Here is a 25,947-nt window from a genome sequence, read left to right on the forward strand (position 1 = left end):
GTAATTCACTAAATGCTATCTAACCAACACAGATTTTCTTCTTTACTTGTGCCGTTTTCATATGGACTAGATTTACTTATAATAAATCTACTAGCTTTTTACTTGCCTATTAATTTTGAGAATGCGCTATTATTTCATTGTTACCTATCTTGTGCTTGGGTGATACTATCACTAAAAAGTAATTTTTATGAAGTTTACAGATATAGTAAGGCAACCAGAATATTAATATTACTTTTTACACAGTTTGTATTTTTCTTTTTAATTCTCTATGCTTTTATTGGGTTTTTTAAGCAGCCCAATATAAGTAGGCTAGAGTTGGGTAAGTACTTTTTGTATGTAGGTCTGGTAATATCTATTGTCAAGTTTTTAAATTATTATCTTTTAATGAGCTATAGAAAAAGGATAAAAGGCAATTTAAGAAACGTAGTTGTTATTGGTAAAAACAAAAAAGCAGATCAGTTGGTAAATGTTTTTAAAGAACGTGTAGAATATGGTTTTCAGTTTTTTAAACAGTTTTCAACTAAGGTAGATGGTTTTAAATTAGAAAATAGTTTTGACTATATATCTGAAAATAATATAGATGAAATTTATTGTTCGGTTTCAGAACTAACAAATAAGGAAATGACTCACCTTATTAATTTCGCAGATAATAATTTAAAAACGCTAAAGTTTATACCAGACAATAAAAACATCTTTTCTAAAAAATTAAAATTTGAGTACTATGACTATATACCAGTACTTTCATTGCGAGAAATTCCTTTGCACGAAGGCATAAACTCATTTGTAAAACGATTGTTTGATGTTGTTTTTGCTTTACTAGTCATTGTTTTTCTTTTATCTTGGCTTATCCCTTTAATGGCAATTATTATAAGCCTTGAGTCTAAAGGTCCTGTTTTTTTTAGGCAAAAAAGAAACGGTGTAGATAATGAAGAATTTTACTGCTACAAGTTTAGGTCTATGGCACCAAACAATGATGCAGATAACCATATGGCAACTAAAAACGATATGCGCATAACCAAAGTAGGTAGGTTTATACGTAAAACTAGTATAGATGAGTTGCCTCAGTTTTATAATGTATTATTTGGGTCTATGTCAGTAGTTGGTCCACGACCGCATATGGTAAAGCATACAAGTGAGTATGCAACCAAAGTAAATAAATACATGGTAAGACACTTTGTTAAACCAGGTATTACAGGTTTAGCACAAGTAAGAGGGTATAGAGGGGAGATAGAAAAAGACGAAGACATATTAAACAGAACTAAATTCGATATTTTTTATATTGAAAACTGGTCTTTATTTTTAGATTTAAAAATTATAGTACAAACCGTACTTAACGCTGTTTCTGGAGAAGAAAAAGCATATTAACATATAAAATGAAAAAAGTACTTATAACTGGAGCAGCAGGATTTTTAGGATCTCATTTATGCGACAGGTTCATAAAAGAAGGTTTCTACGTAATTGCAATGGACAATTTAATTACGGGAGACTTAAAAAATATTGAGCACCTTTTTCCATTAGAGAATTTTGAGTTTCAACATCATGATGTTTCTAAGTTTATTCATATTCCAGGTAAATTAGATTATATATTACATTTTGCATCACCAGCAAGCCCTATAGATTATTTAAAAATTCCTATTCAGACGCTAAAAGTTGGAGCATTGGGAACCCATAATTTATTAGGCGTAGCAAAAGAAAAGAATGCAAGAATACTAGTTGCTTCTACATCTGAAGTATACGGAGATCCATTAGTGCACCCGCAAACCGAAGAATATTACGGAAATGTTAGTCCGGTTGGACCACGTGGCGTGTATGATGAGGCCAAACGTTTTATGGAATCTATTACCATGGCGTACCATCGTTTTCACGGAATAGAAACTAGAATAGTACGAATATTTAATACCTATGGACCAAGAATGCGACTAAACGATGGTCGTGTTGTTCCAGCGTTTATGGGTCAGGCTTTGCGAGGAGAAGATTTAACGGTCTTTGGCGACGGAAAGCAAACTAGGTCCTTCTGTTACATAGATGATCAAGTAGAGGGTATTTATAGGCTTCTAATGAGCGATTATAGTTACCCAGTTAACATAGGTAATCCGCATGAGACTACAATAGGCGAATTTGCAGAAGAAATAATAAAACTTACAGGAACAGAACAAAAGGTAATTTACAAGCCTTTACCAACAGATGATCCAATGCAAAGACAACCAGATATTACTAAAGCAAAGGAATTGCTAGGTTGGGAACCACAAGTTTCTAGATCAGAGGGATTAAAAATAGTATTCGATTATTTTAAATCTCTAACACCAGAAGAGCTACAAGATAAAGAACACAGAGATTTTTCTAAGTAGAGAGCTAAGAAAATAGAGAAGAGAACATAGAGCATAGACAACAAATTTTTGTCTAGTTTCTTGAATCTAACAGCGCAGCGTTCTACTTTCCGTTTCCCGCAACAATAAGTCTATAATCTTTGTTCTAACAGCGCAGCGATCTTTTTTCTTTTTGGAGTCAAGAGCCAAGAAAATAGAGCAGAGAGAATAGATAAAAGAGATGTCTTTGTCATAACGAGAATAATTCAGTCTTGTATCCTGAATCTAGTAGTGAAACCGTCTTGAATCTAATTTCCCGCAAAATAAGTCTATATTCTTTGTTCTAACAGCGTAGCGGTCTATAATCTCACTTCTTTTTTCTTTTTTTTAAAGGATATTAGTTTGTCATACTGTATTTTTGAACAAACTTTTACATTATGAATATTCTTATCCTTGGATCTGGCGGTAGAGAACATACTATTGCTTGGAAACTTAATCAAAGTAAAAAGCTTAGCAAACTCTTTGTAGCACCTGGTAATGCTGGCACTGCACAAATCGCCAAAAATATACCAATTGGTGTAAATGATTTTCAAGCTATAAAAGAAGTTGTTCTTGCCGAGCAAATTACTATGGTTATAGTTGGACCAGAAGATCCTTTGGTAAATGGTGTCCATGACTTTTTCTTAAACGACATCGATCTAAAAAATATTCCTGTAATTGGTCCGCAAAAAGCAGCAGCAACTTTAGAAGGTAGTAAAGACTTTGCAAAGGAATTTATGATGCGTCATAACATTCCTACTGCAGCATATCAAAGTTTTACCGCAGATACGTTGGCAGACGGACAAGCTTTTTTGGAAAATTTAAAAGCTCCTTATGTTTTAAAAGCAGATGGTTTAGCAGCAGGTAAAGGTGTTTTAATTTTACAAGATTTAGATGAAGCTAAAAAGGAACTAGCGTCTATGTTGGTAGATTCTAAATTTGGAGATGCTAGCACAACTGTTGTTATAGAAGAGTTTTTAGACGGTATAGAGCTTAGTGTTTTTGTACTTACAGATGGTAAAAACTACAAGGTATTACCAACAGCAAAGGATTACAAGCGCATTGGCGAGGGCGATACAGGTTTAAATACTGGTGGTATGGGTGCTATTTCTCCTGTTCCGTTTGCTAGTGAAGATTTTATGAATAAGATACATACCCAAGTTGTAAAACCAACAGTAGAGGGTCTAGTTAAAGATAACCTACCTTATAAAGGATTTATTTTTATTGGTTTGATAAAAGTTGGTGACCAACCAAAGGTTATAGAGTATAATGTTCGTTTAGGAGATCCTGAGACTGAAGTTGTTTTACCAAGAATAGAGAATGATTTAGTTGATGTGTTTACTGCAGTAGCAAATCAGACACTAGATACAATTGATATTAAGATTGATGAAAGAACTGCAACGACTATAATGACAGTTTCTGGTGGATATCCAGAAGCGTATGAGAAAGGAAAAGAAATTACTGGTTTAGAGAGCGTAGATGGCTCTATTGTTTTCCATGCAGGTACAACACTAGAAAATGGTAAAGTTGTTACTAGCGGTGGTCGTGTAATGGCTGTGACGTCATTTGGTGCTAACTTTAAAGATGCATTAGCGCAATCGTATAAAAACGTAGAAAAGCTTCATTTTGATAAAATGAACTATAGAAAAGATTTAGGATTCGATTTATAAAAACTAAAATCTAACATAAATAAAAACCCAACTAACATACCTTGTGTATATAGTTGGGTTTCTTTGTATATAAGTTTAGCCGGTACAGCTAAATAAATATTTAAATTTTAATATAAGAGTGTGCGTTTACGCTCTTATCTTCTTCGCCGTTATTAGAATGTTCTTTAAGTTGTAACATCCAATATACCATTGCTACGGCACCAATAATCATAAAAATCCAGTTAAGCGTATTTGCTGCCCACCAACTTTCTAGCTCCAATGCGCGTAAAGCATCCAAAGGTGCAAAAAGTACATTAACAAATAAATCCTCTATTGCTTTAAAAAATGTTTTCATCTTATATGTATATTTACCCTGCAAAAATATAAAAACTCTAGATGATTTCAAGCTTTTTTGGAAAAACAAAACCTATTAATTACATAATTGTACTTGCACTCTTGTTTGTATTCTATTGTTTGGTGCGTTTTTTGGGCAAAGACGTGGTATTAACACCCGAGTTATTATTTTTAAATTTAGGGATACTTTTAGTCCTTTTTTCAACATTTTTTGCTGTCAACTTCATAGTAAAGCGTAATAAAATTACAAAAGCCAACTCTTATGCAGTCCTTTTTTACGGTTTGTTATGTGTTTTTTTTCCAAATTCGCTGTTAGACTCTAATGCTATTTTTTGCAGTTTTTTCCTGGTTTTGGCTACAAGAAAGCTTATCAGTTTAAAGTCTTTAAAAGAAATAAAGTATAAAATATTTGATGCCGCAATGTGGATCATCGTAGCAAGTCTCTTTTACGACTGGGCTATGTTGTATTTAGTTTGGGTATTTATAGCTGTTTATATTTACGAACCTAAAAACATAAGAAATTGGTTTATTCCTTTTTCTGCATTTTTTGCTGTTGGTTTGTTAACGGTTGCTTTTTTATCGGCTATAAATAAGCTTCAATTTATACAAGACCATTATGTATTTAAAATAGATTTAGATCCTGCTATGTTTTCAGAATGGGGCAAAAGTTCTGTGTTGTTAATTTACCTTATCGTGGTTATTTTTGTTGGTGTATATAGTAGTGTTAAATTAGGTAAAACAGGGGTAGGACGTTTAGCAAGTATGCGCTTGGTTGCTATTTCTTTCACTATTGGTATATTTGTAACCTTATTCGAGATTTCTAGGGATGCTTTTCCTATTATGGTTACCTTTTTTCCTGCCGCAGTCTTCTTAACCAACTATGTAGAGATAATTCGTAAACCTCGTTTTAAAGAATTTGCCCTACTTGTGGCTATTCTAGTGCCAATATCTGTATTTATTTTTAAGGTTTTACTGAAGTAAAAATTGGTATATTTGTCTAAAATTGACAGTATGTTTAGTGATTTTGCATTTAAAATATTTAACGAAAGTATAGATAAATACCATATTAAAGATGATGTCTATCAGTCGTTTAGTAATCCGTATCCAAAAGATGAGATAGCTCATTTGCTATATAGAAAAAACTGGATAGATACTGTGCAATGGCATTATGAGGATATTATTAGAGACCCTAACATAGACCCTACTAGTGCGTTAGTTTTAAAACGTAAAATTGATGCCAGTAACCAAGATCGTACAGATTTAGTAGAATATATAGATAGTTATTTCTTAGATAAATACCAGTCGGTACAAGTAAAAGAAGGTGCTACTATAAATACAGAAAGTCCAGCTTGGGCTATAGATAGGTTGTCTATTCTAGCATTAAAAGTATACCACATGCAAGAAGAAGCAACTAGGACAGATGCTTCTGCAGAGCACAAACAAAAATGTCAGATCAAATTAGACGTTTTATTAGAACAAAAGAAAGATCTTTCTACAGCAGTAGATCAATTATTAGCAGATATTGAAGCAGGAACCAAGTACATGAAAGTTTACAAACAAATGAAAATGTACAACGATGACGAGCTAAACCCTGTACTTCGTGGAAAGTAAAACTCAAGAACATATTTTAATTATACGTTTATCTGCTATGGGAGACGTTGCTATGGCGGTTCCTGTGGTTAAAGGTTTATTAAAGCAAAATCCAAGCTTAAAAGTTACCGTTTTAACAAGGCAGTTTTTTACCCCTATGTTTGCGCAACTGCCTAATGTAGACGTTTATGAAGCAGATGTAAAGGGTAAGCACAAAGGTGTTGCTGGCCTTTTTAAGTTGTACAAAGAACTTAGAGCAATGCAGGTTACAGCTGTGGCCGACTTACATAATGTTTTGCGTTCTAATATTTTAAAACAGTTCTTTAAATTTTCAGGCATTCCTTTTATACAAATTGATAAAGGCAGAGCCGATAAAAAGGCGTTAACAGCAAATAAAAACAAAGTTTTTAAGCAACTGCAAACAACGCAAGAACGCTACGCTACTGTTTTTAGTAAATTAGGATTTTCTATTAAGCTTGATGATTCTTGTGCTTTGGTAAAAGAAAAATTATCTGATACAGCTATTGCGTTACTACCAAAAGAACCTAAGAAATGGATAGGTATTGCACCGTTTGCTGCTTTTGAGGGTAAAACGTACCCTTTAGAACTTATGGAACAAGTAATAAGTAGTTTAAATACCACCAATACTTACACAGTTATCCTTTTTGGAGGAGGAGATAAAGAAAAAGAAGTTTTAGATAAATGGGAACAAACCTATAGCAATTGTGTTTCTGTGGTTAAAAAGTTAAGTTTTAAAGAAGAACTCTCTTTAATATCCAACTTAGACGTTATGTTGGCTATGGATAGTGGTAACGCACACCTAAGCGCAATGTTTGCCGTGCCAACTATTACACTTTGGGGAGTTACACACCCATTTGCTGGTTTTTACCCATTTGCGCAACAAAGTACAAATGCATTGTTAGCAAACAGAGAAAAATACCCTTTAATACCAACATCTGTTTATGGCAATAAATTTCCACTAGGTTATGAAAAAGCTATGGAAACCATACTACCAGACAATGTTGTAAAAAAGGTTTTAGAGGTTGTTGGGTAGCTCGTAATGGCATAAATATTTCTAAATTTCTATTTTTAAACCTAAATACCTTAAAAAACGATAATTTAATCTCTACCGCTTCACAGCAATAGTTTTAAAGTAACTGCGCAATTGCTGAATGTATTTGTAGCGAAGTAATTTAGCATTGCCTTCTACCATTAATAAACGCACACCCATATAAGAAGACATTAAAAAGCTAGCTACAGCGTCACTATCTACGTGGCGGTCTATATAGCCATCTGTTTTCCCTTTTTGTAGATTGGTAATAAGATTTACTTCCCACACCTTAAAAATCTCTTTTAAGAGCTTTACAATGGTTTCGTTTTTACCACTAAACTCGGTCATAAAATTACTAAGTACAAAGCCATTATCTAGTTCGTTATGCTCTGCGGTTTCTAATGCATTATCAAAACACTTATCTAATACTACAGCAGGGTTTTCTTGCCCTTCAAAAGGTGCAATTAACTCGCTATAGACTTTCTGAAAAATAATGTTTTGTAAAATGCTTATAAAAAATTCTTCTTTGGATTTAAAGTGATAATAAAATGCGCCTTTAGATAATGATAGTTCTTTTAAAACATCGTCTACGCTAGTATCATAATATCCTCTTTTATAAAAAATAGCAAGACCTACAGACTGCATTCTTTGCATAGTGGCCATACGTTTTAGATTCTTTTCCATTTTTGCTTCTTTTTACGCCAAAAAGACTGGTTAGTTTGTTGCAAGCTTGTCATTTTTTGCAACAAAGTGATTTTTTTAGGTTGTAAACGGTAATGGGAACGACAAACTACACTTTAATAGTATTTAAAATAGAGTTTATCTAACTGTATAAACTAACTAGTTTGTTTTATTATTGCCCTAAATACCTAAAAAAAATTAGTTACAAGTTGTTTTTTTGACTCATTTGTGTAGTATTTGTCTTATAATATGGGTGTTAATTAAAATTTAGATACTATTTTTAAAAAAGAAATTAAGGTTTAAGGTTTTTACCGACCAAACAACAACTATGAGGCTACACAGTAACAAAACGGTTTTGTTAGTTTTTTCGCTTTCTGCTCGTTTAGAGGCAGAACGGAAACCCTTGTTTGGTGGTCAAAAAAGAAATGTTTCTAAGCAGTTTTTTAACTTGCTTATTTCTAACACACTTAAGGTTGCTCATAAAAGTGGTGTAGATGTTGTTTGGTTAGATGAAACACAGCAACAAGGAGATACTTTTGCAGAGCGTTATACCAATGCTTACAAGAGTTTGTATGCGCAAGGATATACCAATGTAGTTTCTATAGGTAATGATACTCCCAACCTAACAGCAAAACATATACAATATGCAATAGAAGCATTAGCTACTAAGCAAGTCGTATTTGGTCCGTCTAAAGATGGTGGTATTTATCTTTTGGGTTTAAATAAAGCAGCTTTTAATGAGCATACTTTTAAAAACTTACCTTGGTTAACAAGTGGCTTAGCAACAGAGATTAATGCTTTAGCAGTTGCAAATACAGAATCTTATACAGTTTTAGAGACTTTAGTAGATATAGATACTACAAAGTCTGTACTTCATTTTGCGTACGCAAATCCTACTACTGTTTTAAGTAGCTTTATCTTAAAGCACATTCATAAAACAGAACACACAGCTATAAAAATAACTACGTCTGTAGTATCTAGCTTTTATGCCTCTTCATTTTTACGTAGAGGTCCGCCTAGCGCATAAATTATCAACAGAACACATAATTATAAGTAATTACAATCAGATCTATAACTGTTTGTACGCACTTATGAGATAATTTATCAACCTTATTACATTCAATTATGAAAATAGCAATAGTAGCTGTAATGCAGCTATTTGCCTTTATGGTATTTGCGCAAACAAATACCTATACGTCTACAGTAGTAGATCAAGATAACCAACCAATACCGTTTGCTACAGTTAAAGAACTGGGTAAAGAAAATTATACCACAACTAATATAGATGGCGATTTTACATTGCAAACAAGTTCTACTAACTTTGTAATAGAGATTTCTTCTATTGGTTTTGTAGCAACAAAAGTTACCATTACAGACGGTAATTTTCCAAAGAGCATTACCTTAAGTGCATCGGCAGAACAATTAAACGAAATTGTTGTGACTGCTTTGGGTATAGAAAGAGAAAAACAATCTTTGGTATCTGCAGTAACCAGAGTATCATCAGACAAATTAACAGAAGTTACCCTTACCAATGTGGTTAATAGTTTAGCTGGTCAAGTTGCTGGTGTGCAAATAACAAACGGTTCTTCTGGGGTTGGTTCTTCATCTAGAATTGTTATACGTGGAGAAAATTCTTTAAGCGGAAGCAATCAGCCATTGTTTGTGGTAGATGGTGTGCCAATTAGCAACGAACAAATTACGAGCGATTTAGTTAATAACGGTGCTTTGCAAGAAGTAGATTTTGGTAACGGTGGTTCAGAAATTTCTCCAGACGATATTGCATCAATCTCTATATTAAAAGGTGCTGGTTCTGCTGCACTTTATGGAGCAAGAGCAGCAAATGGAGTTGTAGTTATTACTACAAAACGAGGAAAAAATAAAAAAGGCTTTGGTGTTACAACGAGCAATTCTTTAACGGTAGAAACATTATTAACCTTACCAGATTACCAAAACGTATATGGTGGTGGTTCTAACGGTCAATACTCTTTCCAGAACGGAAAAGGCGCAGGCATTAATGATGGTGGTTTAAGTAGCTACGGACCTAGATTAGATCAAGGTTTATTGGTAAATCAGTTTGATAGTCCTTCTGTAGATATTAACGGTAATCCTGTGCGTGCAGGTGATGTTATTGCACGTACAAATGCAGATGGCAGTTTTACACCAATAACCGCTACTCCTTGGGTATCTAACCCAAATAATGTGCGCAATTTTTTTGAAACAGGAATTACCAAACAGAATAATATTGCTATTAATTCTTCAGGTGAAAACGGAAGTAGTAGATTGTCTTATAGTAATTTAAGGAATGAAGGTATTGTGCCAAACACCGATTTAGATCGTGATGGTATTTCGCTTAGTTTAAATCAGAAATTAACAGAGCAATTAAATGTAAATGCTTTTGTAAATTATATAAATACGCGCAGTGGTAACAGGCCAAACCTTGGTTACGGTTATGAGAATCCTTTGTATGGTTTTAACTGGACAGGCAGACAGGCAGATGTTGCTGCTTTAAAAAATTACTGGCAAGCAGGCCAAGATGGTGTACAACATTATGATATTAACTACTTGTGGCTTACAAACCCATACTTAACGGTTAATGAAAACACTAATAGCTTTAATAAAAATAGAGTTTTAGGTAATGTTGCAGCTGTTTATGATATTACAGATAAATTAAATGTTGTGGTACGTGCGGGTATAGATACGTATGCAGATAAGCGCGAGTTTAGAAGAGCGGTAAGTACAAATGCAAATCCGCAAGGTTCTTTTAGAGAAGATAATATTGACTTTAGGGAGTTAAATACAGATGTTTTATTGTCTTATAAAGATGCTATAAACGATGATTTAAAATACACTGTTTCTGTAGGTGCAAATAGGTTTGATCAAGAAATTAAATACAGCTATGCTGAAGCTTCACAACTAGCATTGCCGGGTATTTACACCCTAGCAAACTCTAGAACTCCGCTTAAAGGAGATAGCAGGTTGTTTGAAAAAAGAATTAATAGTGTTTACGGCACCGGTAATTTATCTTATAAAGATGCTTTGTATTTAGACCTTACCTATCGTAACGATTGGAGCAGCACGCTACCATCTAACAACAATTCATTTGGGTATTACTCAGCCGGATTAAGTTTTGTGGCTAGTAGCCTTTTTCAATTACCAGAGCCAATATCTTACCTAAACTTTAGGTTTAGTGCGGCTAGTGTTGGTAATGATACCAATCCGTATCAAAACACACAAAACTTCTTATTCAACCAGAATTATGGTTCAAATTTTAGAGTTACCAACGAGACAGTTTTAAAAAATGCAAATCTAAAACCAGAACGTCTTAATGCGTTTGAAGCTGGTTTAGAGGCTTGGTTTTTTAATGGTAGGTTGCAATTAGATGCTGCTGGGTACCAAAATACAAGTGTAGATCAAATTATATCTAGACCAATATCAGAATCTAGTGGTTTTGGTAGTTTTAACGTAAATGGTGGTAAAGTACAAACCACAGGTTTAGAGCTTTTACTTAGCGGAACTGTAATTAAAAATGCCGATTTTCAATGGCAGAGTTCGGTAAACTTTTCTACGTTTAGGAGTAAGGTTAAAGAGCTGCCAAATGGTGTAGACCAGTTTGTAACAGGTACAGCTAATATATTTTCTGGCGGTGGCGGATCTAACTCCGTTTTTTACATTGCTAAAAAAGATGGCCGTGTTGGTGATATGTACGGTACTGGTTTTGTTGAGGTAGACGGACAAGTTGTGCACGATTCTAATGGGTTTCCTGTTCAAGATCCTAACCTGCGTTTATTAGGCAATTACAATCCAGATTTTACAATGGGCTTTAATAATAAATTCTCTTATAAAGGATTAGATTTTACCTTTTTGTTCGATTGGCGTAAAGGCGGAACCATAGTTTCTAGAACAAAGGCCTTAGGTAGTACTTCTGGTGTTTTAAAAGAAACATTAGAAGGTAGAGAAACAGGTATTGTTGGTGTTGGCGTTGTAAATACAGGTACTGCAGATAATCCGCAATACACACCAAATACAACCGTGGTAACGGCACAGGCGTATAACAATGCATTTTTTGATCGTGGTAACGAGGCTAGTGCTTTGTACAGTGCTTCTTATGTTAAACTTAGGCAAGTAAGTATCTATTACAATTTTCCAGATAAAATAGTAGATGCTATTGGTTTTAATAAGATAAAAATAGGTTTAGTAGGTAGCAATTTATTGTTATTTACAGAGAACCCACATTTTGACCCAGAACTAAATGGCTTGCAAGAACAGCGTATTACGTATGGCGTAGAAGATTTTTCATATCCGTCTACAAGGAGTTTTGGAGTTAGTTTAAAAACCGAATTTTAAGAAGTAAAAAAATGAAAAAATATATAAAGCTATTTGTAGCAACCACAATAGCAAGCATAGTTTTTACTGCTTGTACTAATGATTTTGAAGAAAAAAACACAAATCCTAATGCGCCAGAAAGCGTAGATCCACAGTTTTTATTAACCAATGTAGTTTCGGTTTCGTCAGATCTTAGTGCATACCAACAAGGATTTAGACAAGCCAATTACTTAGCGCAATTTGCAGCTAGTATAGAGTTTGAGCGTATAGACCGTTATGAAATGGGCTCTAATAGTGAGTACTGGAGTGCTATTTTTAGATTATTATCAGATATTAAATCGATGAAAGCCTCACCAGCGGCAAACGACGCTTACGTTGCTGTAGGTGATATTATGCAGAGTTACCTTTTTTCTCAGTTAACAGATCTTTGGAACGATGTGCCTTACACAGAAGCAGTAGCTGCTTTAGAAGGGACTTTTTCTCCAAAGTACGATACACAAGAAAGTATTTATACAGATGCAGAAACTGGAATATTAGCAGTGCTTAAAAAAGCTGTTACCATGCTTGAAAATACAAACAATGTTGTTCAGGGAGATATTATGTTTCAAGGAGATTTAGACAAATGGGTGCGTTTTGCAAATTCGCTTCAAGTGCGTTATTTATTGCGTACTAGTAAAAGAGCAACAGATTTCGCAGATTTACAGGCTTTGGTAGACTCTGGTAAACTAATGCAGTCTAATAGTGATAATGCTGTTGTTCCTTATTTGGCATCTGCACCAAATCAATTTCCTATGTTTAATGCAGCTTTAGGTTTGTACCAAGAGCACACAATGACTAAAACGGTAGAGACTATTTTAACTTCTTGGAACGATCCTCGTGTTTCTGTACTTTACAAACCAACCGAAGCAAGTAACAATTCTGCCACACCAGAATACAAAGGATTGTTAAACGGGCAATCTAGTAGTACAATAAATGCAAACGGAGTAGATTTAAGTGCTATTTCTTTATTTGGTAGTATTTTTAGAGACGTAGCAGATGGTATAGATGCGCAATATATGCAGTATTCAGAAGTGCAATTTGCGTTAGCAGAGGCTGCTGCTAGAGGATATATAACGGGTGATGTAAATACTTATTACCAAAATGCAGTAACGGCTAGTTTTGAGTATTACAATACTACATTGCCTGCAGATTATTTTGCAAGACCAACAGTTGCGTTAGATGGTTCTGCAGACGACCTTACAAAGATACTTACTCAAAAATGGCTAAGCTTAATTAATGTTGGTCACGAGGCTTGGTTTAATGTACGTAGAACGGGAATTCCAAACTTAGTTCCTGGTCCAGATAATTTTAATAACGATAAATATCCCGTTCGGTATTTGTATCCAGAATCTGAGCAAGCAACAAATAGTGAAAATTATAAAGTAGCTGCGGAACGTATTGGTGGCGATAATATAAACAGCAAAGGCTGGTGGGAAAAATAACAATTATAATATGAAACAAAAAATTAAACTATTCGGTATTTTATGTGTGTTTACAATGCTTTTTGCCTGTAAAGAGCAAGTAAAAGAGCCTGTTGCAGAAGTAGAAACAGCTATGGCAAAAGCACCTATACTAACAGGAGTTGTGAATGGGAAAAAGCAAGTCTGGATTGATGCAGACTTGGCTGTTGGAAAAAAGAATATAGGAAGACCTGGCTATTCGGATGTAGATGATGGTTATGCGGTTTTGCAATTATTACAAGCAGATAATGTACAAGTTTTAGGCTTAAGTACTGTTTTTGGAAACAACAGTATAGAGAATGCATTTGCAATTGGCACGTATATAAACAAGGAATTTGCTGCGCAAAAAATAGAGGTGTATAAAGGAGCGGGTTCGGCAATAAATTTAGACAGTGTAGTTACCAATGACGCTGTAGAAGCAATGGCAACAGCATTAAAAAAGCAACCACTTACTATTTTAGCTATTGGCCCAGCTACTAATGTTGGTTTACTGCTATTAAAATACCCCGAACTAAAATCTCAAATTGTTGAGGTTGTTTTGGTTGCTGGTCGTAGAACAGCTAATGACTATTTTAAAATAGGGAATAAGGGAGTGCAAGCACAAGATTTAAATTTTGACTTGGATAATACTGCTTTTCGTGTTTTGTTAGAAAACAAGGTTCCGTTGGTATTTTGCCCGTATGAGATTTCTAGTAAAGTTTGGGTAAAGCAAGAAGATTTAGAAGCGTTTAAAACTACTACTCCTGGTATGAAATGGTTAGCAACAGCATCACAACCTTGGTTAGAGCAATGGAAGAATCAAGGAGCAGATGGTTTTAATCCGTTTGATGTTATGGCTAGTCATTATATTATTGCACCAGAAGACATTGTATCAGAACCATTACTTGCTCGTTTAGAGATTAATTTAGACGATACGGTAAAAGAAAATAATAAAGAAACATATAAGTCGTACTTACTTTGTACAAAAGAAGAAGGCGCACCAGTAACCTATTGTTATGATGTGGTTCCAGGGTTTCACCAAAAACTAATGTCAACCTTTAAAGCAAACTAAAGTGATAAAACTAAACACCAATATAGACAGCCTAACCAGCTACCTTAAAAGTAAAAACTGGCTCAAAGAAGATGAGGTTATTACTGCCTTAGAAAAGCCTGGAGAAGGTAATATGAACTTTACGTTACGTGTAATAACCAAAGCTAGAACCTTTATTATAAAGCAAAGTCGTGAGTATGTAGAGAAATACCCGCAAGTGGCAGCGCCAGCAGAACGTGTATTAAGAGAAGCAGAGTTTTATGAGTTAATAGAAACTGTACCGACACTAAAAGAAATGATGCCTACACTAATTGGCTTAGATAAGGAAAATAGCGTTATGGTTATGGATGATCTTGGTAACGGCTCGGACTTTACTTATTTGTACCAAGAAGGTAAAGTCTTTTTAGAAGAAGACTTGTTTGCGGTTATAGATTTTATAGCAACATTACATACAAGTATAAGTACAGATACGTGTCCTTATAAAATTACAAACTGCGAAATGCGCGAGTTAAACCACGAGCATATATTTAATTACCCGTATCTTAAAGATAACGGTATTAATTTAGATGATGTTTTGCCTGGATTACAACAAGAGGCAAATGTGTTTATAGAAGACGAAATTTTAAAGACAGAAGTACAAAAACTAGGAAAATTATACCTAAAAGATGGTGATATTCTATTGCACGGAGATTATTTTCCTGGTAGTTGGTTGGCTACCGTTTCTGGTGTAAAAATTATTGATCCAGAGTTTTGTTTTTTTGGTTTAGCAGAGTTCGAAATTGGTGTTACGTTGGCACATTTAAAAATGGCAGATCAGCCTAACGATATAATTAAAAAAGCAATAGACAGGTATACATCTTTAGCTGATTTAAATGTGGAATTATGCTATAAATATATGGCTGTAGAAATGCTTCGTAGAATAATTGGATTGGCACAATTACCATTAGAAATTGACTTAAAAAAGAGAGTAGAATTGCTAACTGAAGCACGCGAAATACTTGTGAATTAATGATATTGCATATAGTAAGAAGAACCAACTGTATAGTTGGTTTTTCTTTTTTGCAAAAGCATCAAATAGGTAGTAAAGTCTATGAGCGTTGGTTTTTTTAAGTTGAATGTTTCTTTTTTACTCAAAACAGAATCACATTAATAGAACAACAAACCAATCAGTTTAAAAAAATAGCTGTTTTGTATACGCATTTTGTGTTAAATTTGAGAAAAATACGTAAAATGGAAGCTAAAATTTCTACATCAAAATCTATTGGTCTTGTACTTTCTGGTGGAGGCGTTCGCGGTATGGCTCATATTGGGTTAATAAGGGCAATGAATGAATTTGGAATTGATGCTAAAATTGTTTCTGGTAGTAGTGTTGGTGCTTTGGTTGGTGCTTTATATGCTAATGGCAATTCTATAGATGATATGCTTACGTTCTTTAAAGAAACACCTCTTTTTAGTTATCATTTTTTAACTATTGCAAAAGCAGGTTTTTTAGATACAGAAAAGTATATAAGCGTATTTGAAAAGTATTTTCCTGAGAATGCATTTTCGGCTTTAATAAGAGAATTACACATTGTTGCTACTAACCTTCAGGACGGGGATGAGGAGTTTTTTTCCTCAGGTGAACTAATTAGACCAATGTTAGCTTCTGCTGCGTTACCGCCTGTTTTTTCGCCTATACAAATTAATGGCAATTTATATGCAGATGGTGGTATTATGAATAATTTTCCGCTAGAGCCGTTACTTAATACGTGCGACTATATTATTGGGAGTAATGTATCTATTGTGGGTAGATTAGATGAAAAAGATTTAAAAAACTCACTGCAACTTACGGGTAGGGTTACTGGTTTAATGATATACGCATCAGCAAAGAAAAAATTAAGAGCTTGTAACTTATTATTAGAATCTAGAGAGATAGAACGTATTGGCTTGTTAGACCGTAAAGGTATAGAAAAGGCATATTTAATTGGGTACGATGCCGCTTGCAGAGTTTTTGAAAAAGAATGCAAGACATATTAAAACTAAAAAAAGCTGCTCTTTTACAGAACAGCTTTTTTATTTTTTATATTAAAATACAATTAAACATCATCAAAATCTACTTTTAAAGTAGGTGTAGTTGCGTGTGCTTGACAAGTTAAAATAAGTCCTTCTTTAATTTCGCCATCAGTTAAAATCTGATTTTTAACCATTTCGGCATTCCCCTCAGTAACTCTTGCAATACAGCTACTGCAAACTCCACCTTGACAAGAATAAGGAGCGTCTATGTTTTCTTTTAAAACAGCATCTAGTACAATAGTACTTTTATCCATATTAAACGTAAACTCTTCATCATCTACAATAACCGTAACAGCAGTTTTACCACCTTCTTTTACAGGCATCTCATCTTTAATCTCAGTAGCAGTAAAAAGCTCAAAATGAATCTTATCTTCACTTATTTCATTCTCTTTTAAAGTATCTATAACTGTATTAATCATAGCTTCTGGTCCGCATAAGTATATATCGTCAAAAGCAATGTCTTTGTATTTGTTTTTGGTAATGTAGTTAACAGTAGACCTGTCTATACGACCAAAAATAGAGTTTTCATCTTGTTCTTGACTGTATATAAAGTGTACAAAAAAGCGATCTGCATAATCTAATTGTAACTTAGCTAAATCTGTATGAAACATAGTTTCTTCAAAAGATTTGTTACCATAAGCTAATACAAACTTGTTTTTTGGGTTGCTATCTAACACAGATCTAGCAATGCTAATAATTGGTGTAATACCGCTACCAGCAGCAAAAGCAGCAACATTTTTAACGGCATCTGTTGGTTTAAAAACAAACCTACCATCTGGAGGCATAACCTCTAATACATCTCCTTCTTTTAATTTTGAGTGTGCATAGTCTGAAAAACCACCATTATCTACTTTTTTAATACCAATAGTAATGCAGTCTTTTTTAGGAGAAGAGCTAATAGAGTAGGCTCTACGCAATTCTTTTCCTTTAATATCTTTCTTTATAGTGATGTATTGACCAGAAACAAACTTAAAAGTCTGAGTTAATTCTTTAGGAATAGCAAAAGTTATTGCTACAGAGCTAGGTGTTAATGCCTTTATATGTTGTACCGTTAACGGGTGAAAATGATTCATAACAAAAATATTTTCTACAAAAATACACATTGCCTTATTGATAAAAAACCAAGTTTGCTAAAATTTAATGCATAGAATTCTTATGCATAAGAAAATTATGTATATATTCGTAATAGCAATTTTAGCATTAAAAATTGCTATATAAATAGGTGATGTTTGTTTTAAGAGCAAAATAAGAGAATAGAAAAAATGGGAAATTCTAAATTATACAAGGGTAGTTTAAATACTATTATTTTAAAGTTGCTTGAAGAAAAAGGCAAGATGTATGGGTATGAGATTACGCAAAAAGTAAAAGAGTTAACCAAAGGAGAACTTAAAATTACGGAAGGTGCATTATACCCAGCTTTGCATAAATTAGAAGCAGAAGGACTATTAGATGTTGAGGTTGCCAAAGTAGATAACCGTTTACGTAAATATTACAAGCTAACTGAAGCAGGTGAAAAAGAAACCGTAAACAGATTAGCAGAGCTAGAAGAGTTTATACGTAGTATGCAAAATTTAGTAAATCCTAAATGGAGTATAGAGTAGAGGTATGAAATTAACTAAAGAAGACATATTAAACATAAACGCTTATCTAAAAAAGAAAGATATAAAGTTTGTAGATGTAAGGTTTGAGCTAATAGACCATTTGGTATCTGAGTATGAATCTCTTGATAACTGCCCAGATTTAGATAGTTTTTTACGTAAAAGAATTACTTGGTGCAAACAAGTGAGTGAAGCTAAGGCTAAGACTATGCATTGGAGATATCAAAAAGATGTTTGGAAGCGAGTTTTGGTTTTTATGAAATCACCTTATTTCTATTTAATTACGTTTGTTGTAGCTTTTGTGTATTTTCAATTGTATACAATTCTTAGTCTAGAGTTATTTGAAAAGGCTGTACTGTTTCCTTTTTTTAGTGTTATTGTTTTTCAGTTTATTTTCTTTTTTTACAATCACTATAGGTATAGACTTAAAATAAAATTATTAAGTGCTAATTACCTTTTTAATATTTTCAGTTTGCCTCATTTACTACTTTATATGTTTACTCCATTTAAAGAATTTTTTTTAGAGTATCCACAATTGTTTATAGGATATATCGGTTTTGCTTTGCTACTTAACATTGCGGCTTTAGTTGAGGTTACAAGTAAGCAAAAGAAAATTAAAAAAGAATATAAATTTTTAAATGATGTTTTAGCATGAGTCTAACCAAAGAAAACATAAAATTTATAGATACCTATCTTAAAAATTCTGATATTATGTTTACAGATGTCAGAACAGAAATGGTAGACCATGTTGCTACAGCGGTATCAGAAGAAATGGATAGCAAGAACCTTACGTTTTATGACGCTTTTAAGGCGTATATGGTTGTGCATAAAAAAGACTTGCTACAATACAATAAACAGTTTAGAAAAACCACAGATAAAATAGTGCTTAAATCGCTTTTTAAAAAGTTTATAGCGCCATTAAATGTCTGTATTATGGTAGCCAGCTTTTTCCTTTTAATACAGTTTTTTCCTCTAGGAGAAAAGAAGTTTCTAAAATTTGTACCATTTGGTTTTTTAATAATTACTATACTAGTATATTACATTGTAGTGCTTAAAAAGCGTAAGCAGCGTTTCTCTGGAATTGAAAGAGCTGGACTTATACTAACTTTCTTGTTTCAACTTTATAACGCTTTTCAAAATCCTTTTTTTAATGAAAAATCTGTAATCACAAACGACTACTATTTTACCTTAGTTTTTGTTTTATTGCTGGGTCTATCTACTGCTTTTATTACAGTGATTCTAGATCTTCATAAAAAATATACCAACCATTATACTATTGTTTAAAAATGAAATTAAGCAAAGAACAAATAGAATTTATAGATGATTATCTTATTAAAAATAAGGTGAAATACTGGTATGTTCGTATGGAGCTTATAGACCATATTAGTAATGAAGTAGAAGCTCTAATGAAAGTAGGATCTAGTTTTACCAATGCAATGCAAGCTGTTCACATTAAATTTGGTAATGATTTAACTATAAAAAGACTAAACAAGGAAAATACCGGTTGGGATACTTTCCCTAGTTTGTATGCAGATTCGTCTGGTTATAAGCGGTTAATTGAAGAAAAAAAACAAGGGTTAACTAAGGGCTTTGCGAAACTTCAACGAAAAGCGTTAAAGCTATTTTTTGCTAATACCAAATCATTAATAGTATACGCTTGTGTTCTCATTTTATTTTTATATACCAAAGAGTTTTTTAGTACTAAGGCTATGCATAAAACTGTGTTGTTGTTATTAATGGTTATGTCATTAATCCCGTGTTTAATTGCATTATTTAATCTTAAAAATACGCTGAAGTCATTAACTATTAATACTTCTTTATTATCTAGTATTTCTGGTGTAAGTTTTATAAATGCTTTGTTATTAGGTCCTAAAATATTTTTAGATGAAGGTGAGCAATTGTCATTTACTTATATATTTATAGTTTTTGCATTGTTGTTTCCTTTTTTCTACACAGCTATTCAATTGTTTGTTAATCAACTTAAAAAATACAATTCAATTCATAAAAAACTCGCATGAAACTAAGCAAAGAACAAATAGAGAAGTTGTATGTATTTACCCGCAAGCATTATGTAGTGCATTATGATTTGCAAACAGAACTTGTAGACCATTTAAGTAATGGTATAGAAGAACAACTGCAACAAAACCCAAAGTTATCTTTTGACGATGCTTTGCAAGTTGAATTTAAAAAGTTTGGTGTTTTTTGTTTTATGGATGTGGTAGAAAAACGCCAAAAAGCTATGAACAAACGTTACAGAAAAATACTTTTTAGGTTTGTTAAAGAGTGGTTTCAGTTGCCAAAGCTGTTAACCACTATTGTAATTTTTGTGTTGTTTTTTCTGGTGCTTCATTTAAAACAAGCATCATACGTACTAATGGGTTCAATATTAATTTTGGTAGCTGTAGATCTTTACCATCAATTTAAAAGAAGAAAAAAAGAGAAAACACAAAAGCGGAAAAAAGAAAAGGTGTTTATGTTAGAAGCTATGATTGGCGATACCAGAAATGGTTTTTCTGTAATTACGTTGGTTAACTTTTTTAATATTATAAGCATTTCGCGTTTTAATTTTAGTGAGTTGCATAGCTACTGGCTGGTACTAATTGCTATTGTAGTTACTTTATTGTGTTTAGTTTTTTACATTACAGCTTATGTAATGCCTAGCAAAGCCCAAGAATTGTTAGAAGAAACATACCCAGAATATAATTTAATTTAAAATAGTGTAACAATTTGTCAATTGCTGCAACTAACAAAATACAATCAATCAACCTTAATTATGTTAAAACACTTTTTAAGCCTTCAATGGAAGTCTTTTTTTAGATCGGCCTCTTTTAAAACCAATTTGGCACTTAAAATATTTATGGGCTTTTTTGCGCTATATTTTATAGTTGCATTTCTGTTTATGGGCGTTGGCTCTTATTATCTTATTGAAAAAGCAGAAATAGGAGATCCTTTAGAGGTAGTAAATAAATACATAATATACCTTTTTGTGTTAGATTTACTAATAAGGTATATGATACAGAAAATGCCTATAACAAACATTAAGCCCTTGTTGTATTTGCCACTTAAAAAAGGGCAAGTTGTTCATTACTCTTTAGGTAAAACAGTCGCTTCTTTCTTTAACTGGGGTTATGCATTTTTCTTTTTGCCATTTTCTATTGTCTTGCTAATAGAGGGCTATAATCCGCTTGGCGTTGTAGCGTGGCACTTTGGTATTTTTGCACTTATTTACTGTAGTAATTTTATAAATGTATTGGTAAATAATAAAGACAGTGTTTTTTATCCAGTAATCGCAATTTTTATTGCTTTAGGTGTTTGTCAGTACTTTGGTGTTTTTGATGTTACAAACTATACGGCTCCATTTTTTAATGGACTATATAATGCACCCTGGATGGTTATTTTGCCATGGGTAGCTATGATAGGATTGTACTTTGCGGCATTTAACTACTTTAAAAAGAACATGTATTTAGATGCTGGTTTAAAAGGTAAACAAACAGTAGCTAAAACAGAAGATTTATCTTTCTTAAACAGATTTGGAAATACGGGAACTTTTTTAAAGAACGATATTAAATTAATAAAAAGAAACAAGCGACCAAAAACAGCTGGTTTAATGAGCTTTTTATTCTTGTTTTACGGACTATTATTTGGTTCTGGAGCAGTAGAAGTTTATGACGGACCTATTTGGCAAATATTTGGTGGAATATTTGTTTCGGGCGGATTCTTATTCACATTTGGACAGTTTGTGCCAAGTTGGGATAGTGCGTATTACCAATTAATGATGAGTCAGAATATTAAATACAGAGATTACATTACCTCTAAATGGTATTTAATAGTAATTGCAACGGTGATTAGTACTGTTCTGGCTTCGTTTTACTTGTTCTTTGGTATAAATGCTTACCTGGCAGTGTTGGTTGGTGCTATTTATAATATAGGTGTAAACTCGCACTTAGTACTATTAGGAGGCGCATTTATAAAAATGCCAATAGATTTAACGTCTAATAAAAAAGCATTTGGAGACAAACAGGCTTTTAATATGAAAACAATGTTATTATCGCTTCCTAAATTAATATTGCCAATGCTAATATTTGCTGCAGGATATTACTTTGTAAATGCAACAACAGGTTATATACTTGTTGCAGCAGCTGGTATTTTAGGAATGGCATTTAGAAATATTGTTTTTGATAAGATTGAAAAGATCTACAAAAAAGAGAAGTACAAAACCATAAAAGCATACAAACAAAAAGCATAAATAATTTAGCTCTTTTAAAGAGCTTCACCATAAAAATAAAAAACCATGATAAAAGCACAGAACCTTACAAAAACATACGGCACAGCTACGGTTTTAAACATAGAAAATTTAGAAATTCCTAAAGGCCAATGTTTTGGTTTAGTAGGGAATAACGGAGCAGGTAAAACAACATTTTTTAGTTTGTTGTTAGATCTTATTCAGCCTACTACAGGGCATATTATTAATAACGATGTACAGGTAGATAGTAGTGAGGCTTGGAAGCCTTTTACATCTGCATTTATAGATGAATCTTTTTTAATAGGCTACTTAACTCCGGAAGAGTACTTTTACTTTATAGGTGAGTTGCGTGGGCAAAACAAAGCAGATGTAGATGCACTTGTACATAGTTTTGAAGATTTTTTCCACGGAGAAATATTAAATCAGAAAAAATATTTAAGAGATTTATCTAAAGGAAATCAGAAAAAAGCAGGTATTGTAGCCTCTTTTATTGGTAAGCCAGAGGTTGTTATTTTAGATGAACCTTTTGCAAATTTAGATCCTACAACACAAATTAGACTAAAAGGTATAATTAAGAATTTAGCAGCAAACCAGAATACAACGGTGTTGGTTTCTAGTCACGATTTAAGTCACGTTACAGAGGTGTGCGAGCGTATAGTTGTGTTAGATAAAGGAGAGTTGGTAAAGGATATAAAAACATCTGCAGCTACATTAAAAGAGTTAGAAATTTTCTTTTCTGGAGCAGAAGCACCAGATGCTGCAGTTGCTGTTTTTGAAGACGAAGAATAAACGTTTCTTGTAGTGTAAAAACTGCTGAATGTAAAATATAGACTCATCAATTTGTATTTAAATTGATGAGTCTTTTTGTTTAAGTAGCTCATCAAACCAAACAAATAAAAATAAATAGTAAATTTATAGACCCTTAAACATAATAATACTGCGGTTTTTCTGTTTTGTTTAAGTAAGAATATAGACAATTTTGAAGCTTCAAACGAAAATTATAGGAACAGTAGCAATAGCAGCATTACTTTTTAATGCCTGTTCTACCAAAAAAAACGCCTTAGTTAATAGGGAATGGCACGCGCTAAACACAAAGTTTAATGTGCTGTACAACGGTAATATTGCTTTTGAAAAAGGAAGAGAAGAACTTAAAGCAAACTACAAAGATAATTACTGGGATGTATTGCCAATAGAACGTTTGGAGGTTACGGATGATGTTAAACTAGATTCTGAAAACAACAATCCTAATTTTATTATTGCTGAAGAAAAAGCAACTAAGGCCATACAGAAACACAGTATGGTTATAAAAGATAAGGAGCGCAACCCGCAAACAGATGAGGCTTTTTTGTTATTAGGAAAAGCACGTTATTTTGATCAGCGTTTTATACCTGCACAAGAAGCGTTTAACTACGTTTTAAAAAATTACTTACAAAGTGATAAATTTAACGAAGCCCGTATTTGGAGAGAAAAAACCAATGTTAGACTAGAGAATGATGAGTTGGCAATTAAAAACTTAAAAAAGCTTTTTAAATACGATCAATTATCAGATCAAGAATATGCAGATGCAAGAGCTGTTATGGCACAAGCTTATATAAATTTAAATGCGCCAGACACTGCAATTCAGCAATTAAAAAGAGCATCTGTCTACACAAAAAAGCAAGAAGAAAAAGGGCGATATTTTTTTATAATTGGACAGTTGTATAACAAGCTTAACAAAAAAGATAGCGCCAATTATGCTTTTGATAAAATTATAGATTTAAACAGAAGATCTCCTCGTGTGTACTTTATTAATGCACATTTGCAGAAAATAATGAATACCGATGTTACTGCATCTAACAAAGAAGAAATGTTAGAGTATTTAACGGAGTTAGAAGAAAACAGAGAAAACAGACCTTTTTTAGATAAGATTTACAGGCAAGTAGCACAATATCATTTAGATCAAAAACAAGATAGTTTGGCTTTGGTTTATTTTGATAAGTCTTTGCGCGCTACCACAAATGACAATAGGTTAAATGCACTTAACTACGAGAATTTAGGTGAGTACTATTTTGACGAGCACAATTACAAAGATGCTGGTGCTTATTTTGATAGTACACTTACTAATTTGGTAGAGACAAGTAAAAAGCATCGTTTAATTAAAAAGAAATTAGACAACCTAGAAGATGTTATTAAGTATGAGGATATTGTACAGTATACAGATAGTGTTATAACATTATATAAATTACCTAAAGATAAGCAACTTGCTTATTTTGAAAAGTACATAGAAGAGAAAAAAGAAAAAGAAGAAGCTGCTGCTAAAAAAGAAAAAGAACGCCAAAATGCAGGTGTTGCAGCTTTTGCTAATACAAAAGCTGGTAAACAAAATAAGGGTAAATTCTACTTTTATAATGTAACTAGCTTGGGGTATGGTAAAACCGACTTTAAAACAGCATGGGGCTCTCGTAAATTAGAGGACGATTGGAGATGGTCTAATAAGAACATTATAATGCCAGCCGAAGATGATAATGCAAATGTAGATGCAGTGGCAGATAATGCAGAAGAAGCAGAAGGAAAAGAGTATTCTGTTGCTTATTATATGGATAAAATACCAACAGATGTTGCTGTTATAGATAGTTTAAAAACGGAACAGAACTTTGCAAATTATCAATTGGGGTTAATTTATAAAGAGAAGTTTAAAGAGAATCTTTTAGCGGCTGGTAAGTTAGAGTCTGTATTAAAATCTAATCCAGAAGAGCGTTTAATATTGCCATCTAAATATAATTTGTATAAAATTTACGAAGAGTCTGGGAGTAATTTAGCTGAAGCAATGAAGCAAGATATTATTACAAATTACCAAGGTTCTAGATATGCAGAGGTGTTGTTAAATCCGGAAGCAATATTAGCGGGTGGCTCAGATACGCCGCAAGCTAGGTACACTGCATTGTATAAAATGTATCAGAATCAGGAGTATTTAAAAGCTATCACTGGTGCAGAAGAAAATATAAATAGATATACTGGTGACGAGATTGCTCCAAAGTTTGAGATGCTAAAGGCAATGGCAATTGGTAGAATACAAGGTTTTGATGCTTTTAAAGAGGCATTAAACTATGTGGCTTTAAATTATCCTAACAATCCAGAGGGTAAAAGAGCTCAGGATATGATTAAAAATCAATTGACACAATTAGAAAAGTCTGATTTTGTGAATCAAGAAGGAAACGTAAAAGGTAGCTGGAAAGTTGTTTTTACATTTGAAAGAAGCGACGATGTAGCTGCAAACGATCTTTTTGAGTTGCTAAATAAGTCTATAGTAGATTTAAAATATAAGAATAAAGTGTCTAAAGATATTTATAATTTAGAGCAACAGTTTGTTATAGTACATGGGTTTGCTTCTGAAGAGTTTGCATTAGGATATGCAGAATTATTAAAAAACAACAAAGATTATAAGGTTGGTCGAGAGAATTTTGTAATTTTATCGGACAACTATAAAGTTGTACAAGTGCACAAGAAATTAAATGAATACAAAAAAACACTATTAACTCCAAAACCGTAATAA

General features: G+C 33.0%; 23 protein-coding genes. 20 read left to right on the forward strand and 3 right to left on the reverse strand.

What is annotated here, in order from left to right; genetic code table 11:
- Positions 1-12 precede the first annotated feature (12 nt).
- The 3 genes from BT107_RS12425 (at position 13) to purD (ending at position 4,015) form a co-directional block, all read left to right on the forward strand.
- On the forward strand, positions 13-1,365 hold the full coding sequence (locus BT107_RS12425; protein WP_072304134.1) for an undecaprenyl-phosphate glucose phosphotransferase: 1,353 nt from the start codon (positions 13-15) through the stop codon (positions 1,363-1,365).
- Between the two features lie 8 nt (positions 1,366-1,373).
- Positions 1,374-2,348, forward strand: coding sequence for a UDP-glucuronic acid decarboxylase family protein (locus BT107_RS12430; RefSeq protein ID WP_072304135.1), 975 nt, complete (start codon positions 1,374-1,376; stop codon positions 2,346-2,348).
- A 395-nt stretch (positions 2,349-2,743) separates the two neighbouring features.
- Positions 2,744-4,015, forward strand: a complete 1,272-nt coding sequence (purD, locus tag BT107_RS12435; protein ID WP_072304136.1) for a phosphoribosylamine--glycine ligase — start codon at positions 2,744-2,746, stop codon at positions 4,013-4,015.
- Between the two features lie 100 nt (positions 4,016-4,115).
- On the opposite strand, the gene BT107_RS12440 is transcribed toward purD, so the two are convergent.
- Positions 4,116-4,349, reverse strand: a complete 234-nt coding sequence (locus tag BT107_RS12440) for a DUF6341 family protein (RefSeq protein ID WP_072304137.1) — start codon at positions 4,347-4,349, stop codon at positions 4,116-4,118.
- A gap of 350 nt (positions 4,350-4,699) precedes the next feature.
- Here BT107_RS12440 and BT107_RS12445 point away from each other — a divergent pair, with 350 nt between their 5' ends.
- The 3 genes from BT107_RS12445 to BT107_RS12455 are packed head-to-tail and all read left to right on the forward strand — an operon-like array spanning position 4,700 to position 6,992.
- Positions 4,700-5,329 (forward strand): hypothetical protein, encoded by a 630-nt coding sequence (locus BT107_RS12445; protein WP_244543124.1) that lies wholly within the window; start codon positions 4,700-4,702, stop codon positions 5,327-5,329.
- Positions 5,330-5,359: 30 nt separating this feature from the next.
- On the forward strand, positions 5,360-5,959 hold the full coding sequence (locus BT107_RS12450; RefSeq protein ID WP_072304139.1) for a DUF4254 domain-containing protein: 600 nt from the start codon (positions 5,360-5,362) through the stop codon (positions 5,957-5,959).
- 37 nt (positions 5,960-5,996) lie between these two features.
- Positions 5,997-6,992, forward strand: coding sequence for a glycosyltransferase family 9 protein (locus tag BT107_RS12455; RefSeq protein WP_072304254.1), 996 nt, complete (start codon positions 5,997-5,999; stop codon positions 6,990-6,992).
- A 72-nt stretch (positions 6,993-7,064) separates the two neighbouring features.
- On the opposite strand, the gene BT107_RS12460 is transcribed toward BT107_RS12455, so the two are convergent.
- Positions 7,065-7,673, reverse strand: coding sequence for a TetR/AcrR family transcriptional regulator (locus BT107_RS12460; protein ID WP_072304140.1), 609 nt, complete (start codon positions 7,671-7,673; stop codon positions 7,065-7,067).
- A 325-nt stretch (positions 7,674-7,998) separates the two neighbouring features.
- On the opposite strand from BT107_RS12460, the gene BT107_RS12465 reads away from it, so the two are divergent.
- The 6 genes from BT107_RS12465 (at position 7,999) to BT107_RS12490 (ending at position 16,538) form a co-directional block, all read left to right on the forward strand.
- A complete protein-coding gene (locus BT107_RS12465) occupies positions 7,999-8,697 on the forward strand; it encodes a TIGR04282 family arsenosugar biosynthesis glycosyltransferase (protein WP_072304141.1) in 699 nt (232 codons plus the stop codon).
- 98 nt (positions 8,698-8,795) lie between these two features.
- Complete coding sequence (locus BT107_RS12470) at positions 8,796-12,014, forward strand: SusC/RagA family TonB-linked outer membrane protein (protein WP_072304142.1); 3,219 nt, start codon at positions 8,796-8,798, stop codon at positions 12,012-12,014.
- Between the two features lie 11 nt (positions 12,015-12,025).
- On the forward strand, positions 12,026-13,474 hold the full coding sequence (locus BT107_RS12475; protein WP_072304143.1) for a SusD/RagB family nutrient-binding outer membrane lipoprotein: 1,449 nt from the start codon (positions 12,026-12,028) through the stop codon (positions 13,472-13,474).
- Positions 13,475-13,484: 10 nt separating this feature from the next.
- On the forward strand, positions 13,485-14,543 hold the full coding sequence (locus BT107_RS12480) for a nucleoside hydrolase (protein WP_072304144.1): 1,059 nt from the start codon (positions 13,485-13,487) through the stop codon (positions 14,541-14,543).
- A 1-nt stretch (position 14,544) separates the two neighbouring features.
- Positions 14,545-15,531 carry a phosphotransferase gene (locus tag BT107_RS12485; RefSeq protein ID WP_072304145.1) on the forward strand — a complete coding sequence of 329 codons (987 nt, stop codon included), beginning with the start codon at positions 14,545-14,547 and terminating at the stop codon, positions 15,529-15,531.
- A 221-nt stretch (positions 15,532-15,752) separates the two neighbouring features.
- Complete coding sequence (locus BT107_RS12490) at positions 15,753-16,538, forward strand: patatin-like phospholipase family protein (RefSeq protein ID WP_072304146.1); 786 nt, start codon at positions 15,753-15,755, stop codon at positions 16,536-16,538.
- Between the two features lie 59 nt (positions 16,539-16,597).
- On the opposite strand, the gene BT107_RS12495 is transcribed toward BT107_RS12490, so the two are convergent.
- Positions 16,598-17,647: a ferredoxin--NADP reductase gene (locus BT107_RS12495; protein ID WP_072304255.1), complete on the reverse strand. Its 1,050-nt coding sequence runs from the start codon at positions 17,645-17,647 to the stop codon at positions 16,598-16,600.
- A gap of 189 nt (positions 17,648-17,836) precedes the next feature.
- Between BT107_RS12495 and BT107_RS12500 the strand changes: the two genes are divergently transcribed.
- The 8 genes from BT107_RS12500 to porW all read left to right on the forward strand — a co-directional run bounded on the left by BT107_RS12500 (position 17,837) and on the right by porW (position 25,944).
- Entirely contained in the window at positions 17,837-18,175 is a 339-nt protein-coding gene (locus tag BT107_RS12500) for a PadR family transcriptional regulator (protein WP_038505492.1), read from the forward strand.
- 4 nt (positions 18,176-18,179) lie between these two features.
- Complete coding sequence (locus BT107_RS12505; protein ID WP_072304147.1) at positions 18,180-18,827, forward strand: hypothetical protein; 648 nt, start codon at positions 18,180-18,182, stop codon at positions 18,825-18,827.
- Positions 18,824-19,456, forward strand: a complete 633-nt coding sequence (locus tag BT107_RS12510; RefSeq protein ID WP_072304148.1) for a hypothetical protein — start codon at positions 18,824-18,826, stop codon at positions 19,454-19,456. Before BT107_RS12505 ends, BT107_RS12510 begins: the two co-directional genes overlap by 4 nt.
- A gap of 2 nt (positions 19,457-19,458) precedes the next feature.
- Positions 19,459-20,190 (forward strand): hypothetical protein, encoded by a 732-nt coding sequence (locus BT107_RS12515; RefSeq protein WP_072304149.1) that lies wholly within the window; start codon positions 19,459-19,461, stop codon positions 20,188-20,190.
- Complete coding sequence (locus BT107_RS12520) at positions 20,187-20,885, forward strand: hypothetical protein (protein WP_072304150.1); 699 nt, start codon at positions 20,187-20,189, stop codon at positions 20,883-20,885. The genes BT107_RS12515 and BT107_RS12520 overlap by 4 nt, the downstream gene beginning before the upstream one ends.
- Positions 20,886-20,945: 60 nt before the next feature.
- Positions 20,946-22,418: a DUF5687 family protein gene (locus BT107_RS12525; protein ID WP_072304151.1), complete on the forward strand. Its 1,473-nt coding sequence runs from the start codon at positions 20,946-20,948 to the stop codon at positions 22,416-22,418.
- 45 nt (positions 22,419-22,463) lie between these two features.
- The gene (locus tag BT107_RS12530; protein WP_072304152.1) at positions 22,464-23,204 is read left to right on the forward strand and encodes an ABC transporter ATP-binding protein; all 741 of its coding nucleotides are present in this window, start codon (positions 22,464-22,466) and stop codon (positions 23,202-23,204) included.
- Positions 23,205-23,394: 190 nt separating this feature from the next.
- Positions 23,395-25,944 carry a type IX secretion system periplasmic lipoprotein PorW/SprE gene (gene porW, locus BT107_RS12535; protein ID WP_072304153.1) on the forward strand — a complete coding sequence of 850 codons (2,550 nt, stop codon included), beginning with the start codon at positions 23,395-23,397 and terminating at the stop codon, positions 25,942-25,944.
- The last annotated feature ends 3 nt before the right edge of the window (positions 25,945-25,947 follow it).

The sequence above is a fragment of the Cellulophaga fucicola genome (assembly GCF_900119145.1).
Taxonomy (GTDB): Bacteria; Bacteroidota; Bacteroidia; order Flavobacteriales; family Flavobacteriaceae; genus Cellulophaga; species Cellulophaga fucicola.